This window comes from Ensifer sp. ENS08 (assembly GCF_014852195.1).
Taxonomy (GTDB): Bacteria; Pseudomonadota; Alphaproteobacteria; order Rhizobiales; family Rhizobiaceae; genus Ensifer; species Ensifer adhaerens.
The window spans coordinates 24073-40619 of sequence record NZ_JACVBF010000011.1 but is presented as its reverse complement, the minus strand read 5'-3'; the positions used below and the strand labels follow the sequence as shown (position 1 = coordinate 40619).

Here is a 16547-nt window from a genome sequence, read left to right as displayed (position 1 = left end):
GAGGCGCTGCTCTCGGCTGACCTGAAGGAGGCCGCCATGTTTGGTTCGACCAGCGATACCATTCTCGAAATCGACAACGTCACCAAATCCTTCGGCCAGGTCGCGGCGCTGAAGGGCATGCGCCTCAAGGTTCGCCGCGGCCGGGTGCACACGCTGCTCGGCGAAAACGGCGCCGGCAAATCGACGCTGATGAAGATCCTCGCAGGGGTTCACGAGGCGACCTCGGGGGAAATCGCCCTCGATGGGCGCCCCTACCAGCCGCGCAATCCGCAGGATGCCGCCGCACTCGGTCTTGCCATCGTCTTCCAGGAACTCAGCCTCTGCAGCAATCTGACGGTGGCCGAAAACATTCTCGCCACCCGCGAGCCACGCCGCTTCGGCTTCATCAACGACAAGGAACTGGTCGCCAGGGCCCGCGCGATCGTCGCCGATCTCGGCCTGCCGATCGACGTCAGCGAGAAGGTCGGCAATCTCTCGATTGCCCAGCGCCAGCTGGTCGAGATCGCCAAGGGCTTAAGCCACGAGGCCAAAGTCGTCATTCTCGACGAGCCGACGTCGTCGCTCAGCGACAGCGAAGCCGAGATCCTCTTCGACATCATCGCGCGGCTGAAGAGCCGTGGCGTCGCGGTCATCTACATCTCGCACCGCATGGAAGAGATCATGCGGCTCAGCGACGACATCACGGTCATCCGCGACGGTGAATATGTCTCCACCCATGATCGCGACGACGTCACCATCGAGACGCTGATCGCGCTGATGGTCGGCCGCCGCATGGACGAAATTTATCCGCCAGCGGCACACGAGCAGAAGCCGGATGCCACGCCGGTTCTCTCCGTCGACGACCTCACCCGCGACGGCGAGTTCGAGAACATCTCCTTTGACATCCGGCCCGGTGAAATCCTCGGCTTCTTCGGCCTCGTCGGCTCCGGCCGCTCCGAGGTGATGAACGCGCTCTTTGGCATGAAGGCTGCGACCGGAACTGTGCACTTCGAGGGGAAACCGGTCCGCTTCCGCTCGCCGGCAGAGGCAATCGCCCGCGGCATCGGCTTCGTCACCGAAAACCGCAAGGAAGAGGGCCTGGTCCTCAGCCACAGCGTCGGCTGGAACATCTCGATGGCGGCGCTCTCCGATTTCACCGGCCCGCTCGGCTTCACCCGCAGCCGCGCCGAACGCACGGCGGCAGCCCAGGAAGTCGGCCGGCTGGCGATCAAGACCCATTCGCTCGACACGCCCTCGGGTTCGCTCAGCGGCGGCAACCAGCAGAAGATCGTGCTCGCCAAGTGGCTGCTGACCCGGCCCAAGGTGCTGATCCTCGACGAGCCCACTCGCGGCGTCGATGTCGGCGCCAAGTTCGAAATCTACAAGATCATCCGCCAGCTGGCGGCCGAGGGAACGGCGATCCTGCTGATCTCCTCCGAGCTGCCGGAAGTGCTGGGAATGAGCGACCGCGTCGTCGTCATGCACGAGGGCGTCATCGGCGCAACGCTTTCCGGCGCCGAACTCAACCCGGAAACGATCATGGCGCACGCAACGGGATTTAAATCATGACGCAGCAATCCGAACTCCAGGCCGCCTTCCTGCGCGCCCTGAAACAGTATGGCGGCATCCTTTTGTCGTTGGTGATGCTCTGCGTCATCTTCTCCTTCCTCAACCCGCGCTTCATGTCGGTCGTCAACTTCATGAACATCCTGCAGCAGGTGGCCGTGGTGGCGATCGCCGCCTTCGGCATGACCTGGGTGATCCTGCTCGGCGAGATCGACCTTTCGGTCGGCTCGATCATCGCGGTTGCGGGCATGGTCGGGGCGCAATGTTTCGCCTTCGGTCTCGGCTTCGCGCCGGCGCTCGTCGTCACGCTTCTTGCCGGCGCCCTGATGGGCATGCTGAACGGCGTGCTGACGGCAAAACTGCTGCTTCCCTCCTTCATCGTCACCGTCGCGACCATGGGCATCTACCGCGGCATGGTCAGCCTGCCGACCAACGGCGCGCCGGCGATGATCGAGAACTCGACCTGGACCGCCATCGGTACCGAAAGCTTCCTCGGCCTGCCGATCATCATCTGGGTCGTCGCCGTGCTCTTCCTCGTCAACCACATCCTTTTGAGCAAGACGAGCTTCGGCCGCCGCGCCTATCTGACGGGCGGCAATCGCGAGGCAGCGGTCTATTCCGGCATCAAGGTCGACCGGCTGAAGATCACCATCTTCATGATCTCGGGCGTGATGGCGGCGATCAGCGGCGTGCTTCTCTCCTCCCGCCTGTTCTCCGCCCAGACCAATGCCGGCATGAGCTACGAGCTCGACGCGATCGCGGCGGCAGTCCTCGGCGGCACCTCGCTCGCCGGCGGCGTCGGCACCATGGTCGGCACGCTGATCGGCGCGCTCATCATCGGCGTCATGAACAACGGCATGAACATGCTGTCGGTCCCCTACTTCTACCAGCTCATCGTCAAGGGCCTGGTGATCCTGATCGCCGTCTGGCTCGACGTACGCGCCAAGCAGGCAAAGCGCTGATCTTTCCGAAGAGAACATACCCATGCACAAGATACTGACGATCGGCGAAATTCTCGTGGAGATCATCGCCACGGAAAAGGGCGACGGCTTTCGCCAGGCGACCCCTTTGATCGGCCCCTACCCCTCGGGTGCGCCGGCGATCTTCATTGACCAGGTCGGCAAGCTCGGCCAGGCAGCGGCAATGATCTCGCGCGTCGGCAACGACGATTTCGGCCACGTCAACCTTGATCGGCTCAAGGCCGATGGCGTCGACATCTCGGGTATCGCGGTCGATCCGCTCGGCACCACCGGCAGCGCCTTCGTGCGCTACCGCGCCGACGGCAGCCGCGCCTTCGTCTTCAACATCCGCCACAGTGCCTGCGGCACGATCCGGCTCGACGAGGCGACCCGGGCGCTGGTCGGAACTTGCAGCCACCTGCACGTGATGGGCTCGTCGCTCTACGCTCCAAGCGTGGTCGAGAGCATCATCGCCGCGATCGAGATCATCAAATCAGCCGGCGGCACCGTCTCCTTCGACCCGAACCTGCGGCCGGAAATCCTCGACAGTCCCGGCATGCGCGAGGCGCTGCAGGCGGTGCTCGCCAAGACCGACGTCTTCCTGCCGAGCGGACAGGAACTCTTCCTGTTCACGCAGGCAAAGACCGAAGCGGAAGCCATTGCCGAGCTGCTCGCCACCGGCATCAAGGTGGTCGTCGTCAAGCGCGGCGCCGAAGGCGCCAGCTATTTCGATCGTGAAACGACGCTCTCGCATCCGGGTTTTGCGGTCGAGGAAATCGACCCGACCGGCGCCGGCGACTGCTTCGGCGCGACCTTCGTCACCTTCTGGCTGAACGGAGCCAAGCCCGCTGAAGCACTGGAATTCGCCAATGCCTCGGGCGCGCGCGCCGTCATGATTTCCGGCCCGATGGAAGGCGCATCGACGCGCGCCGATCTCGAAACCTTCATCACCGCGAAAAAGGGCTGACCGCCATGCAACAGAACCTTCTGATCGACATCGCCCGCTGGTCCGAACGCCCCGGCCCCCGCGGCATACCCTCCGTCTGCTCGGCCCACCCGCTGGTGATCGAAGCCGCCATGCTTCGGGCGCTGAAGGAAGATGCCGCGCTTTTGATCGAGGCGACCTGCAACCAGGTCAACCAGGACGGCGGCTATACCGGCATGACGCCCGCCGATTTCACCCGCTTCGTCGCCGGGATCGCCGATCGTGTCGCCTTCCCGAAGGACAAGATCATTCTTGGCGGCGACCATCTCGGCCCCAACCCGTGGAAACACCTTGCGGCCGAAGAGGCCATGGCCAAGGCCGAGACGATGATCGAAGCCTATGCCAAGGCCGGCTTCACCAAGCTGCATCTCGATACCAGCATGGGCTGCGCCGGCGAGCCGGTGGCTCTGCCCGATGCGGTGACGGCGGAGCGCGCCGCGCGGCTGGCGGCTGCCGCCGAAGCCGCTATTCGCGGCGAAAACCACGCCGCTCCCGTCTACATCATCGGCACCGAAGTGCCGGTTCCGGGCGGCGCACTGGAAGAGCTCGACACGCTGGAAGTCACCGCACCCGAGGCGGCGGTCGAGACTGTCTCCATTCATCGCCAGGCGTTTGAAAAGGCCGGCGCTGCCGACGCCTTCGGACGTGTCGTGGGCGCGGTGGTCCAGCCGGGCGTCGAGTTCGGCAACGAGAACGTGATCGCCTATGACCGGGCGAAAGCGGCGAAGCTTAGCGCCACCCTGAAACAGCTCGACGGCGTCGTCTTCGAAGCGCATTCGACCGACTACCAGACACCAGAGGCGCTGCGCGATCTCGTTTCCGACGGCTTTGCCATTCTCAAGGTCGGCCCGGGCCTGACCTTCGCTTTGCGCGAGGCACTCTACGGCCTCGACCAGATCGCCGCCTTCCTTTTCCCCGAGGCGCGCAAGCAGACGCTGGCGGCCGTCACCGAGGAAGTGATGCGCGAGGAGCCGGCCAACTGGGGCAAGTATTACCACGGCTCGGCGGAGGCCCAGCGGCTGCAGCGGCACTTCTCCTATAGCGACCGCATCCGCTATTACTGGCCGCATCCGAAGGTCGCGGCAGCCGTCGAAGAACTTCTGGCACTGCTTGACGGCGTCGTCATCGCGGAAACGCTGATCAGCCAGTATCTCCCCGGCAATTACGAGCGCGTGCGCGACGGTGAAGTCGCGGCTCAAGCAAAACCGCTGGCACTTGCTGCCGTCGATCGGGTTCTCGAGGATTACTTCAGGGCCTGCCGCGCTTAGCGCCCGGCCCTCTGTTCGGTGAATATTTGCGAGCCGGTACTGCCTATCCCCTCGAAATGAACCTATAAACGAAATCAAAACAATATGGGGCACAGCGACCGTGGACAGACAGATCAAGACCATGGAGGATTTTTCGGAGTTCGTCGGCTTGTCGCGCCCGACGGTCTCGAAATACTTCAATGATCCAGGCTCGGTCCGCAAGAAGACCCGCGATGCCATCGAGGCTGCGATCAAGCAGTCGGGTTTTCGCCCGAACATCTTCGCCGTCAACCTGAACCGCCGCCGCACCAATATCCTCGGCGTCATCGTCCCGAACTCGACCGATCCCTTTTACATGGCGCTGACGCGCCGGATCGAACACATCGCCAACCAGGCAGGGTTCCTTGCCTTCGTGCTCTCCTCCGACGGGCGGCCGGAAATGGAAGAGCGGGCGATCGAGACCTTCAAGTCGATGAACGTCGCCGGCGCCATCATCGCGCCGCTCGGCGTGCAGTCGCATCACCGGACGCTGACGGCGCTCGGCGCCAGCATTCCGCTGATCTATGTGGACTCGCCACTCGACGACAGCTCGTCCTTCGTCGGCACCGACAACCGCCAGAGCTTCCGTCTGATGGTCGACTATCTTTGCCGCTCCGGCAGCCCGCCCTGCTACTTCGGCATGCCGCCGGTCAACAACAACGCGATGGCCCGGCGCGACGCCTATCTGGAAGCGATGCAGCAGCTGAAGATGGAGCCGGCACTGGTCGAAACCACGCCGAATGCCGCCTGGGATTTCGAAAAATTCGGCTTCGACGAGACGCTGCGCATCCTCGGCTCCGGCGGCTTTCCAACCAGGACGGTGCTTTGCGCCAACGACCGCGTCGCCTTCGGCGTCATTGCCGCCGCCTTCCAGTCGGGTCTCAAGGTCGGACGCGATGCCGATGCGGATCTGCGCGTCGCCGGCCACGACGACCATCCGCTGTCGCGCTACACCTGCCCGCCGCTGACGACGGTGGCGCAGAACTACAACGAGATCGGTCGTCTGGCGATCGAACTGCTTTTGTTCAAGCTCGGGGAAACCACCGACGACGGCGGCGCCTTCCCCGAGGACGAGCGCATTCTCTTGAGCGCCGAGATCATGCTGCGCGGTTCCGCCTAGCAAGGTCGGGCGACCCGTTCTGTCCGAATGCGACGTCTCAGAAGAGCGCGCTCCAGACAGGCCCGGTTGCGCTGCTCAATCAGGACCGGCGCGCCAGCGCCAGCACCTGATCGGTCGTCAGGATATCGCCGAAGGTGTCATCGATCGTCGCCAACGATGCGCGATGCAGCAGCGCATGCGGAACGACGTCACCTTCCCCCGTATCGAGATCGCGTGTGGCGCAGGCATCCGAAGCGACGATGACGTTGAAGCCGAGCGGCACGGCATCGCGCGCTGCACCGGCAACGCAGGCATGGGTCATCAGCCCTGACATGACGAGCGTATCGACGCCAGCCTGCCTCAACTGGGTGCCGAGATCCGTGCTGGCAAAGACGCTGACGGAGGATTTGCGCACCACCGAATGGTTGGCGGCGGGCTGAATGTCCCGGTGAAACGCCGAAGTCTCGCTGTCCTCGGCAAACACCGGGCTGCCAGCCGGCGTGACATGCTTGACGTGATAGACCTTCATCCCATCGGAATCGGCGCGCTGTATCAACCGCTTGGCATTGGCGAGCGCCTTTTCGCCATCGGGGATCGGCATGCGGCCGCCAAAATATTCGTTCTGGAAGTCGATCGCCAGCAGCGCCGTCTTCCTGGGATCGAGGCTGGCGGGGGCAGCGGCACCGGCAATCGTACGGATGGTCGGGTGTTGTGTCATCGGAGGTTCCTTTCGCGTTTCGACGCCCGCGAAGATCGTCAAAGCGGCCTCATCACGAAAGTGGCCTGAATGACAATATGTGATAGGTTCCGGCCAACTTCATTGCTTGAGTATCGGCCAGCACATGCACACCGTCGCCATCGTCGCCTTCGAGGGCATCAGCCCCTTTCACCTCTCGGTGCCCTGCATCGTCTTCGGCGACGACCTGTTGAAGCTCGGCGCGCCACGTTACCGGCTTGTGGTTGCCGGAGAAAAGACGGGTACCGTTCGCACCATGTCCGGTTTCAGCATCGAGGTGGAGCACGATCTCGCGAGCCTGACGGAAGCGGACACGATCATCGTGCCGGCCTGGAACGATGCGGGCAGCCGTCCGTCGGAAAGCCTGCTTGGGGCCTTGCGCGACGCCCACGCGCGTGGCGCCCGGCTCGTCGGCCTCTGCCTCGGCACCTTCGTGCTCGCCGAAGCCGGGCTGCTCGACGGCCGGGCGGCCTCGACGCACTGGGCCTGGGCGGACGAATTCGAGCGCGCCTACCCGCAGGTCGCGCTGAACCGGAACGCGCTCTATCTCGACGAGGGCGATATCCTGACGTCCGCCGGAACGGCCGCGGCGATCGACTGCTGCCTGCACATCGTGCGCAGCGACCACGGCGCCGAGATCGCCAACCGCATCGCCCGCCGGCTGGTCGTCGCACCTCATCGTCACGGCGACCAGGCGCAATATATCGAAGCGCCGCTCCCTGCCCCCGGCAGCGGCGACCCGCTCTCAGCGACGATTACCTGGGCGATCGAACATCTCGACGAGCCACTGTCGCTCGAACGGCTGGCCGATCACGCCGGCATGAGTCTCCGCAGCTTCACCCGACATTTCCGCAAGAAGACGGGAACGACGTTCACGCAATGGGTTCTGGCGCAGCGGTTGGCGGTGGCGCAGCGCCTGCTGGAGACCGGCTCCTGTTCGGTCGATCACGTAGCGCAGATGGCGGGTTTTGGCTCCACCGTCTCCTTCCGCCAGCATTTCACCCGCGCCCTCTCCCTCTCGCCAGCCAGCTATCGCCGACAGTTCCGCAACCGGCCAGCACGTGCATCCGCGCCCTGACCGGTCCCTTGCCCGTGTACATCAGGGAGCGCCGGCGTCAGGGCAAGGCGCGCTGCGCGTCGGCCGCATCGGCGGCCGCACGAGGAACGCCAGCAACGGCACCGCAACCGTTGAAACCCCTGCCGCGCAAATAAAGAAGGCGGAATAGCCGAACCGTTCGGCGATCCAGCCGGCGCCCAAGCCCCCGGCCATGCTGACAAGGCTGTCCATGCATTGGAACAGAGTGAAATCGACGCCCGCCTGGCGCGGATCGGCCCAGCCCATGAACTGTGCATAGAGCGCGACGAAGCCGATCGCCATGACGCCGGAGGAACTGGCGACCGCAAGCGTCATCACCAGCGGTCGCGAGACATCGCCGGAGGCGCCGACATAGGCGAACGCGACCAGCATCGTCACCTGCAGGAGCAGCGCGCCGATCAGCACGGCACCGGCACCGCACAGGCGCACGAGCAGACCGCCGAACAAGGCCCCACCGAAGCCGACGAGCATGCTGCCGACACCATTGAGCATACCGACAGAGGCGAGGTCGAACCCGTAGTCGATCAGGAAAGGGCCGAGCATGGCAAGGCCCCATTTCTGCGCGGACACATAGATCGCTGCGAGCAGAAGGCCTTTGCGCACCTCCGGCCGGGCGAGCGCAGCCTTGAGCGACGGAGTGTGGCTGCGCGCCTCGTTCGTCGGGCGCGAACCGGGCCCGAGCAGGAAAGGCAGACCGAGCCCCAGCACGACGGCGGCCATGATCCACACCGCCGGGGCCCAGCCGAGCCGATCGACGAGCACGAGGAACAGGCCGGCACCGATCGCCGAGCCGACATAGGAGCCGCCGACCTGGGCGGCATTGCCCCAACCGTGATGCTCTTCGGCGAGCGTCTCGACCGCAAAACCGTCGCAGGCGATGTCGACGGTCGAGGTGAAGAGCGCGATGAACACGAGGCAGGCGAGAACGGGGAAGAGCCGCTCCGGGCCGATGAACCCGAGAACCGTAAGCATCAGCGCCGACAGCGTGCCGCCGACGACAATGATGACCGCCGAGCGGTTGCGACCGACCACCGGCAGGCGGAAACGCTCCACCTGCGGCGACCAGAGGAACTTCAGCGCCCAGGGCAGCACCGTCAGATAGACGAGGCCGATCTGGTCGAGCGGGAGGCCCTGCGTCCGCAAGACCGCCGGCAGGCCGAGCATCGTCAGCCCGCCGATCACGCTCTGCGCGACATAGAGCCCACCGACCGCGAAGAAGATCGCGGCGGGCGACGGCCTTGGCTGGACTGCCTTTTCCGACGCCATCAGAAGCGGTAACGCAGGCTGGCGACCACCTTGCGGCCTTCGTCGAAGTAGCAGAAGCCCGTTGTGCAAAGCTGCTCGACTTCGTTGAAGAGGTTGGTCGCATTGAGCTGAAGCCGCACGCCCTCGAAGTTCGGATTGGCAGCGCCAAGATCGTAGCGCACCGAAGCATCGACAAAGGTGCGCGCCGGGTTGTTGAGAACCGGCGTGTGGACGTTGTCGCCGAAGCTCGAGCCGACATAGCGCACGCCAGCGCCGACCCCGAGCCCTTCGAGCGGTCCGGACTGCACCTCGTAGTCCGCCCACAGCGAGAACATGTGGTAGGGCGAGGAGTTCAGCTGGTTGCCGAGCGTTTCCGACGTCAGCTTGGTGATTTCGACGTCGTTGTAGGAGTAGGACGCGATGAAGTTCCAGCCGTTGTCGAGCGAGGCCGTGCCCTCGAGCTCGAATCCGCGTGACTTCAGATCGAGCTGGCGCAGGAGGTTGAGACCCGATGACGTCTCGTAGACGGTGGCGTTTTCCTGGTCGATGTTGAAGACCGCGGCCGTAATCGTCGCGTTCTGGCCGGGGATCTCGTACTTGACGCCGGCCTCCCATTGCTTGCCGAGCGTCGGCATCGCCGGCGTATCGGTGCCGCCGAGATTGAGGATCACGCCCGGGTTGGAAACGAAGGCCGTGCCGTAGCTGACATAGGGCATCATGCCGTTCGGCAGCACGTAGCCAAGGGCAGCGCGCGCGGTCGTCTCGCTGTCGTCGCGGTTGAAGCGCCTTCCGTCGACGGAATATTTGTTGTCCACCCAGTCGTGGCGCAGGCCCGCCGTCAGGCGCCAGGCCTCATACTCGATCTGGTCCTGGATGTAGATGCCGATGCCGCTTTGCGACTGCTTCTGGGTCGAAGTCAGCTTCGGCACATAGGTGAAGTCGTCGGTGAAGAGATCCGGCCCGCTGCCCTGCTGCGATGTATACTTCATGTAGCTGTAGTCGATGCCGGCGATCAGCTGGTGCGCGGCGGCACCCGTGTCGAAGTCGAACTTCAGATAGGTGTCGCTGGCAAGGCCGCTGTTGTCCTCGACGGTCAGGCCCGGATACTTGGCGAACACCCATTCCTGCCGCGTCGAAATGTCGGAGTAGCGCAGCTTGTGGAAGAGCGTGACGCTGTCTGTGAGCTCATGCTCCAGCTCGTAGCCGATGCGCGCCTGCTTCTGGGTGAAATCGTTGAAGCGGGCGTCGCCGCCATAGGTCGGGATCGCGCCGATCGACTTGCCGTCCGGCCCGTAGCGGTTGAGGTAGCCCCAGGTGCCGCCGGTGGTCGAATCCATGTACTCGCCAAGCAGCGTGAACTTGGTGCCCTCGTCCGGCTGCCAGGTGAAAGCGGGCGCGATGAACAGGCGGTCGTCCTTCACCGCCTCGATCTCGGTGCGGCCGTCGCGCGCAAGACCGGTCATGCGGTAGAGCATGGTGCCTTCGTCGTCGAGCGGTCCGGAAACGTCAAAGGCGCCCTGCACGCGACCGAAGGAACCGTATTGCACCTCGACCTCGCGCAGCGGGTCGCTGGTCGGGCGTTTCGAGGCGATATCGACGATACCGCCAGACGAGCTGGCGCCGTAGATGGAGGCGGCCGGGCCGCGCAACGTGGCGATTGCCTCGACGCCATAGGGCTCCAGCCGGAACAGGCCGTTGGGGCTTGCGATCTGGCGCATGCCGTCGCGGAAGATGCCGGTCAGCGTCAGGTCGATGCCGCGTACCTTGAAGGCGTCGAAGCGCGGCTCGGCGCCGTACTGGCCGACGCGGGCGCCGGGCGTATAATTCAGCGCCTCCATCAGGTTCTGGGGCTTCAGGTCCTGCAACTGTTTCTGGCTGATCACCGACATCGACTGCGGCGTCTGCATGACCGGCGTATCGGTCTTGGTGGCGATCCTAGCGGATTTCGCCACGTAGCCGTCGGTCTCGACGATGCCTTCGGCGCCGGTCCGCTCACCGGTCGCGGTGATCTTTTCCAGTTGCGTTGCGCCATCCCTGACGACGGCGCCGGTGGTGATCGTCGCGTCCGCCGGATCGAAGATCTGCACGGTCGTTGCGCTGACGATGCGGAAGCGAAGCCCGGTCCCGTCGAGCAGTTGCGCAACCGCCGCCTCGGTCGCGAGCCTGCCTTCAACGCCCTTGGTCACCTTGCCGCTGGTGAGCGCGCTCGGATAGAGCAGGCGCAGGTCGGCCTGCCGGCCGAGCTTGAGAATGCCCGTTTCAAGGGAGCCCGCGGGAACGGAGATCGCTTTGGACGCCGTGATCGCGGACGGTGCCGCCGTCGCCTGCGCCTGCACTGCGCTCGCGCAGGCGATGAAAGAAACACTGGCGAGCGCCAAGCATGCAAAAGACCGGCGTCGCGATCCACGACCCTGCAAAATTCTCATCCGAGATCCCCTACTCCAACTCCGGGCGGGCCACCTCGAACCAGGTGCAGCGCCGCCACTGCTGACTAAGAGTGTGGGGAGCGCGTTCTCCTGACGTCACCGGACGATTTTTGTCAGAAAAGATTCTTGTAAGGCGCGAAACCGCCTTGCCGCCGGCGTCAACCTAACGCGACTGGACGAGGACCATGAGGCCCGAGAGCCGCAAGACACGGAGCGGCAGACTGGCTTCGAGAACGCTCAGTGCGTCGTCGGTATCGTGCAGATCGAAGATGCCCGACACTTCGAGCGCGCCGGCCTTCTCGTCGATGAGCAGGATCCGGCCGCGGCGGTAGCGCTCGAGCGTCGAAAGGACCTCACGGAGCGGCCGACGGGAGAAGACAAGCTTTCCGTCGCGCCAGGCCGTCCCGGCGGCAACATCCGTCTTCGTCAAGGACAGGCGACCCTGCCGGTCGATCGTTGCCGCTTCGCCGGCGCCGAGGATGGCTTTCTGCCCGGCCGCCTCGACTTCGACACGGCCCTCCTCCACTTTAACGTCGGCCGCTCGGTCCGCCCCCGTCGCGCCAACCGAGTAGCGGGTTCCGAGCGCCGTCGCGCTGATCGAGCCGTCTTCGACCACGAAGGGCCTCTGCGGATTTTTTGCGACGGCAAAGAACGCCTCGCCGCGCAGCAGCCGCACCTTTCTTTGCCCCTGATCATATCGGACGACGAGCGCCGTGTCGGTGTTGAGGTCCACCTGCGTCCCGTCCTCCAGCGCGATGCGCCTGACCTCGCCGACACCGGTGTAGTAGTCGGCGCGCCAACGGTCGCCATAGGGCGTCGCCAGCGACAGGATCGCGACGCCTGCGGCAAGACAGAGCCCGACAAAGCCACCGACGCGGCGGCGGCGCTGTGCGCGCAACTGCCCGAGCCGCCCTTCGGGGATCGGTACCTCGCCGAGATCGCTCCACAATGCCCGCAGTTCTTCGTAGGCCGCCCGATGATCCGGATGCTCGTCGAGCCAGCGCTCGAATGCCTGGCGGTCGATAATGGTCGCATCCTCGGACTGCATTCGCGCAACCCAGCCGGCAGCCGCTTGCAGAACGCTGTCATCGATTGTCTGGCGATCGCCACTCATTCCTGTCTTCCGGTCGAACTGAAAATGCCTTCGGGCGGCCCCAAAGAATCGCTCCCATCATCTTAGAGTTGAATGGATGGTTTTGCCTGATGTCGGCTCAGAAAATAATCTCGGCGCGCATTTTCCGGCATTCGAGCAGCGCCCGGATGATGTGCTTTTCGACCATGTTTCTCGATATGCCGAGCTGATCGGCAATCGCGCCGTTGCTGAGGCCGTGCAGGCGGCTGAGGATGAAGACCTGCTGGCAACGGTTCGGAAGCCCCTCGATGGTGCGCGCCATGATCAAAAGGCACTGGCGGGCGTTGACGATGCGATCCTGGATCGGCCTGTCTTCGGCATGCTCCATGCCGTCCTCGTCGGCAACGAACAGCGCCTGCTCGCGCGCGGTGCGCTCGGCAGCGACCCGCGCGACGGAGCGCGCGACCTGGAACAGATAGGCTTGCGGGTTCTCGATCAGCGTCGAGCGCGATGCCTCCAGCATGCGCATGAACGTTTCCTGCGTGGCGTCGACGGCATCCTCGCGACTTCTGAGGCGGCGGCTGAAGAAACGGCGTATCCTGCCCTCTTCCCGTTCGTGGAGCCCCTGCACCATCGCATCGGTCATCAATCTGCCTCTCCATCGCGGGAGCCGCGCGGCCGCCGCCGGAACCAGCGGTGGCGCCGTGCGCCACCGCTTATGTTGAATGTGTTACTCATGTTTTATAAGTGAAGCCGCGCGCGACCGCAATGCGCTGGCATGCCGCATTGGAAAACGGGGGGCGGTACTGTTGCACGACGGCCACGTCGGCAGCGGCCACGGGCGGACGTGTCGCCGGCCCTATGCGTCTCCAATGCGCGTTAGGACAGTCTCGATCGAACCGAGTTCCGAAGCGATCCGCTCGATCAACAGCCGCACCCGGCGTGGCTGGACGTTCGCCGGCGGATAGACGATCTGCAACCCGGTTTCGCCGACCGCAAAATCCTTGAGAAGCTCGACCAGCGCGCCGGAGGCCAGGTCCTCGGCGATGTCCCACACCGACTTCAGGGCGATGCCGCGCCCCGCCCTGCACCACGCCCCCACCAGTCCGCCGTCATTGGCGACGCGACGCCCGCGCACCATGACCTTGTGCGGCTTGCCATCCACCTGAAAGGCCCATTCGCGGTCGAGATTGGCGCCGAAGCGCATGACGATGCAGTCGTGGCGGGAGAGATCGTCGGGATGCTCCGGCCGACCCATAGCTTCGAGATAGGACGGCGCCGCACAGACGACGCGCCGGTTCTCCCCGAGCGACCGAGACCTCAGCGTGCTGTCGGCCAGCACGCCGTGCCGGATCGCGAAATCCATGCCCTGGCCGACCAGGTCGAGGTAACCGTCGGTGAGATTGAGATCCACCGTCACATCGGGGTGCTCCGCGAGAAAGCGATCGAGGATCGGTACGATGTAGCGCCGCCCCATATCCTCAGGCGCGCTCAGCCGGATCGGCCCCGAGATCGTGCGCGTGCCCGACCGGATGCCGCTCTCCAGTTCGTCGGCCTCCGCCAGCAGCCGGCGGGCGCCGTCCACCAGCAGGCGGCCCTCCTCCGTCAGGCTGATCGCCCGCGTCGTGCGTTTCAGAAGTGCGGCGCCATAGTGGGCCTCGAGTGCTGCCAGCCGCTCGGAGACGGAGGCTGGCGACAACCCCTTCTCGCGGCCGGCGGCGGAAAGCCCGCCCTTTTCGACGATCAGAAGGAACAGAGCCAGATTGTCCAGCAGCATCTTTCGCTTTCTCCGAAATATAATTTTGGAAATAAGCCAATTATCCGGATGCGCCGCAAGCGCTAAATTTGCTGGCGAAAGGAGACGCGCCATGCACATCGACCACGTCACCATCCGCACCACCGATATCGACGCCACACGCGCGTTCTTCGAGACGGTCTTCGACCTGACCGTCGGCGAGCGTCCGGCAGCTATCCGCCGAATCCCCGGCTGCTGGCTCTATGCCGGAGGCAAGCCGATCGTCCACCTCATCGGCAGCCGTGGCGTGGGCTTCGAGCGTGCGGCCGAAGCGATCGATCATGTCGGCTTCCGGTTCGAAGGCTACGCCGCCTTCCGCGCCAAGCTCGACCGGCTCGCCATTCCCTATTCGACCATGGACCTTGCCGACATCGGCGAGCGGCGGCTGTTCCTGCGCGCGCCCGGCGGACCGCTGCTCGAAGCCGTCTTTTGTGAACCCGTCCGCACCCTTCCTCCGGAGAATGACCATGACTTTCAATGACACCACCGTCTCCGTCGTCATCGGCGGCACCAGCGGTATCGGCGCCGCCGTCGCCAAGGCGCTTGCCGAGCGCCCGGGCCGGGTAGAGATCGCCAGCCGCGCCACCGGTCTCGATCTTGCCGATGCTGGGGCAGTGGCCGCCTATTTCCAACAACTCGGTCCGTTCGATCACCTGATCGTCACGGCTGGCTCCTCGGCGCCGGGCGGCACCGTCGTCGATATCGACCTCGAAGCAGCCAAGGCCGCCTTCGACGTCAAGTACTGGGGCTCGATCCTGCTTGCCCGCGAGGCGGGCAAGAGCATTCGGCCCGGCGGTACGATCACCTTCACCTCGGGCTTTCTCGCCCGCCGATCGGTACCGGGCACCTTCGTCAAGACGGCGATGAACGCGGCACTCGAAGCAACCGCCAAGGTGCTGGCCAAGGAATTGGCACCGCTGCGGGTGAATGTCGTCAGCCCCGGCCTGACGCGAACGGAAGCCTATGCCGGCATGGCCGGCGAGGCGCGCGACGCGATGTTCGATCGCGCCGCTGCAACACTGCCTGCCGGCCGCGCCGGGCAACCGGAAGATATCGCCAACGGCTATCTCTTCGCCATCGACAATCCCTTCGTCACCGGCTCGGTCATCGACATCGAAGGCGGCGCACTGATCAACTGACGTGCTTCCCCGCGCTTGGCCCTGCCGCTATGCGACTGCCCCTCCCAAAGGATCTCACCATGCCATCGCTCTTTTCTCCGATCCCGCTCGGGTCCTTGACCCTACCCAACCGCATCGCGCTTGCGCCGATGACGCGGGCGCGAAGCAGCCAGCCGGGCAATGTGCCCAACGCCCTGATGGCCGAGTACTATGCCCAGCGCGCCTCGGCCGGCCTCATCGTCACCGAGGCCACCCAGATCTCGGCGCAGGGCCAGGGCTACTCGTTTACACCCGGCATCCACTCTCCCGCGCAGATCGCCGGCTGGCGGCTCGTCACCGACGCCGTACACCGGGCCGGAGGCCGCATCATGCTGCAACTCTGGCATGTCGGCCGCATGAGCCATGAGAGTTTCCACGACGGCGGACGCCCGGTCGCACCGTCTGCGATTTCGCCGGACGCAAAGGTCTGGGTGGCCGATCCAGAAACCGGCATCGGCGCGATGGTCGACAGCCCCTTGCCGCGCGCCTTGGAGCTGAGCGAGATCGCCGGCATCGTCGAAGATTTCCGCCAGGCGGCGGCCAACGCCATCGAAGCCGGTTTTGACGGCGTCGAGATCCATGGCGCCAACGGCTACCTGATCGACCAGTTCCTGCGCCGCTCGTCCAACCGGCGCGACGACCGCTATGGCGGCCCGGCCGAAAACCGCATCCGCTTCCTGGTTGAGGTCGCCGAGGCGGTCGCCGGCGAGATCGGCGCCTCCCGGGTCGGCATCCGGCTGTCGCCCTATATCACCCAGCGCAATATGAAGGACGACGAGATCATCCCAACGATCCTGAAGGCCGCGGACGAAATCGACCGCATCGGTCTTGCCTATATCCATCTGGTGGAAGCCGACTGGGACGATGCGCCCGTCATCCCCGACGACTTCCGCCGCGAGCTACGCGCCACCTATTCCGGCCGCATCATCGTCGCCGGCCGCTATGATCGTGAGAAGGCCGAGGCGATCCTTGCCGCCGGTCTTGCCGACATCGTCGCCTTCGGCCGCCCGTTCATCGCCAATCCGGACCTGCCGCGCCGACTGAAAGACGGGCTGCCGCTCGCAAGCTTCGACGGGGCCACGCTTTTCGGCGGCAGCGCCGAAGGCTACTCTAGCTATCCGGCACTCGAGCGCGTGGCATGACCGC

General features: G+C 64.9%; 15 protein-coding genes. 9 read left to right on the top strand and 6 right to left on the bottom strand.

The features are described from left to right. Positions 1 to 36 precede the first annotated feature (36 nt). The 5 genes from IB272_RS21835 (at position 37) to IB272_RS21815 (ending at position 5895) form a co-directional block, all read left to right on the top strand. On the top strand, positions 37 to 1548 hold the full coding sequence (locus IB272_RS21835; RefSeq protein WP_060601759.1) for a sugar ABC transporter ATP-binding protein: 1512 nt from the start codon (positions 37 to 39) through the stop codon (positions 1546 to 1548). Then, complete coding sequence (locus IB272_RS21830) at positions 1545 to 2507, top strand: ABC transporter permease (RefSeq protein WP_060601762.1); 963 nt, start codon at positions 1545 to 1547, stop codon at positions 2505 to 2507. Before IB272_RS21835 ends, IB272_RS21830 begins: the two co-directional genes overlap by 4 nt. Before the next feature lie 22 nt (positions 2508 to 2529). Continuing rightward, the gene (locus tag IB272_RS21825; protein ID WP_060601765.1) at positions 2530 to 3471 is read left to right on the top strand and encodes a sugar kinase; all 942 of its coding nucleotides are present in this window, start codon (positions 2530 to 2532) and stop codon (positions 3469 to 3471) included. A gap of 5 nt (positions 3472 to 3476) precedes the next feature. Further along, positions 3477 to 4757 (top strand): D-tagatose-bisphosphate aldolase, class II, non-catalytic subunit, encoded by a 1281-nt coding sequence (locus IB272_RS21820; RefSeq protein WP_110818812.1) that lies wholly within the window; start codon positions 3477 to 3479, stop codon positions 4755 to 4757. Between the two features lie 121 nt (positions 4758 to 4878). Further along, on the top strand, positions 4879 to 5895 hold the full coding sequence (locus IB272_RS21815; protein WP_034805926.1) for a LacI family DNA-binding transcriptional regulator: 1017 nt from the start codon (positions 4879 to 4881) through the stop codon (positions 5893 to 5895). A gap of 79 nt (positions 5896 to 5974) precedes the next feature. On the opposite strand, the gene IB272_RS21810 is transcribed toward IB272_RS21815, so the two are convergent. Beyond that, a complete protein-coding gene (locus tag IB272_RS21810) occupies positions 5975 to 6592 on the bottom strand; it encodes an isochorismatase family protein (protein WP_060581082.1) in 618 nt (205 codons plus the stop codon). Between the two features lie 124 nt (positions 6593 to 6716). Here IB272_RS21810 and IB272_RS21805 point away from each other — a divergent pair, with 124 nt between their 5' ends. Further along, positions 6717 to 7688 carry a helix-turn-helix domain-containing protein gene (locus IB272_RS21805; protein ID WP_192445044.1) on the top strand — a complete coding sequence of 324 codons (972 nt, stop codon included), beginning with the start codon at positions 6717 to 6719 and terminating at the stop codon, positions 7686 to 7688. A gap of 21 nt (positions 7689 to 7709) precedes the next feature. Here IB272_RS21805 and IB272_RS21800 read toward each other — a convergent pair whose 3' ends face one another. The 5 genes from IB272_RS21800 to IB272_RS21780 all read right to left on the bottom strand — a co-directional run bounded on the left by IB272_RS21800 (position 7710) and on the right by IB272_RS21780 (position 14226). Continuing rightward, positions 7710 to 8972, bottom strand: a complete 1263-nt coding sequence (locus tag IB272_RS21800) for an MFS transporter (protein WP_060581062.1) — start codon at positions 8970 to 8972, stop codon at positions 7710 to 7712. Next, positions 8972 to 11203 (bottom strand): TonB-dependent siderophore receptor, encoded by a 2232-nt coding sequence (locus IB272_RS21795; RefSeq protein WP_348646803.1) that lies wholly within the window; start codon positions 11201 to 11203, stop codon positions 8972 to 8974. Before IB272_RS21795 ends, IB272_RS21800 begins: the two co-directional genes overlap by 1 nt. Positions 11204 to 11540: 337 nt before the next feature. Then, a complete protein-coding gene (locus tag IB272_RS21790) occupies positions 11541 to 12491 on the bottom strand; it encodes a FecR family protein (RefSeq protein WP_110818815.1) in 951 nt (316 codons plus the stop codon). A gap of 97 nt (positions 12492 to 12588) precedes the next feature. Then, positions 12589 to 13095: a sigma-70 family RNA polymerase sigma factor gene (locus tag IB272_RS21785; RefSeq protein WP_060530397.1), complete on the bottom strand. Its 507-nt coding sequence runs from the start codon at positions 13093 to 13095 to the stop codon at positions 12589 to 12591. 213 nt (positions 13096 to 13308) lie between these two features. Then, the gene (locus IB272_RS21780; RefSeq protein WP_110818816.1) at positions 13309 to 14226 is read right to left on the bottom strand and encodes a LysR family transcriptional regulator; all 918 of its coding nucleotides are present in this window, start codon (positions 14224 to 14226) and stop codon (positions 13309 to 13311) included. Between the two features lie 91 nt (positions 14227 to 14317). On the opposite strand from IB272_RS21780, the gene IB272_RS21775 reads away from it, so the two are divergent. From IB272_RS21775 to IB272_RS21765, 3 genes are read left to right on the top strand one after another with little or no spacing between them, the layout of a single operon-like run. Next, positions 14318 to 14725 carry a glyoxalase gene (locus IB272_RS21775; RefSeq protein ID WP_112771376.1) on the top strand — a complete coding sequence of 136 codons (408 nt, stop codon included), beginning with the start codon at positions 14318 to 14320 and terminating at the stop codon, positions 14723 to 14725. Beyond that, positions 14712 to 15383, top strand: coding sequence for an SDR family oxidoreductase (locus tag IB272_RS21770; RefSeq protein WP_192445040.1), 672 nt, complete (start codon positions 14712 to 14714; stop codon positions 15381 to 15383). Before IB272_RS21775 ends, IB272_RS21770 begins: the two co-directional genes overlap by 14 nt. Before the next feature lie 59 nt (positions 15384 to 15442). After that, on the top strand, positions 15443 to 16543 hold the full coding sequence (locus tag IB272_RS21765) for an alkene reductase (protein ID WP_110818819.1): 1101 nt from the start codon (positions 15443 to 15445) through the stop codon (positions 16541 to 16543). Positions 16544 to 16547 lie beyond the last annotated feature (4 nt).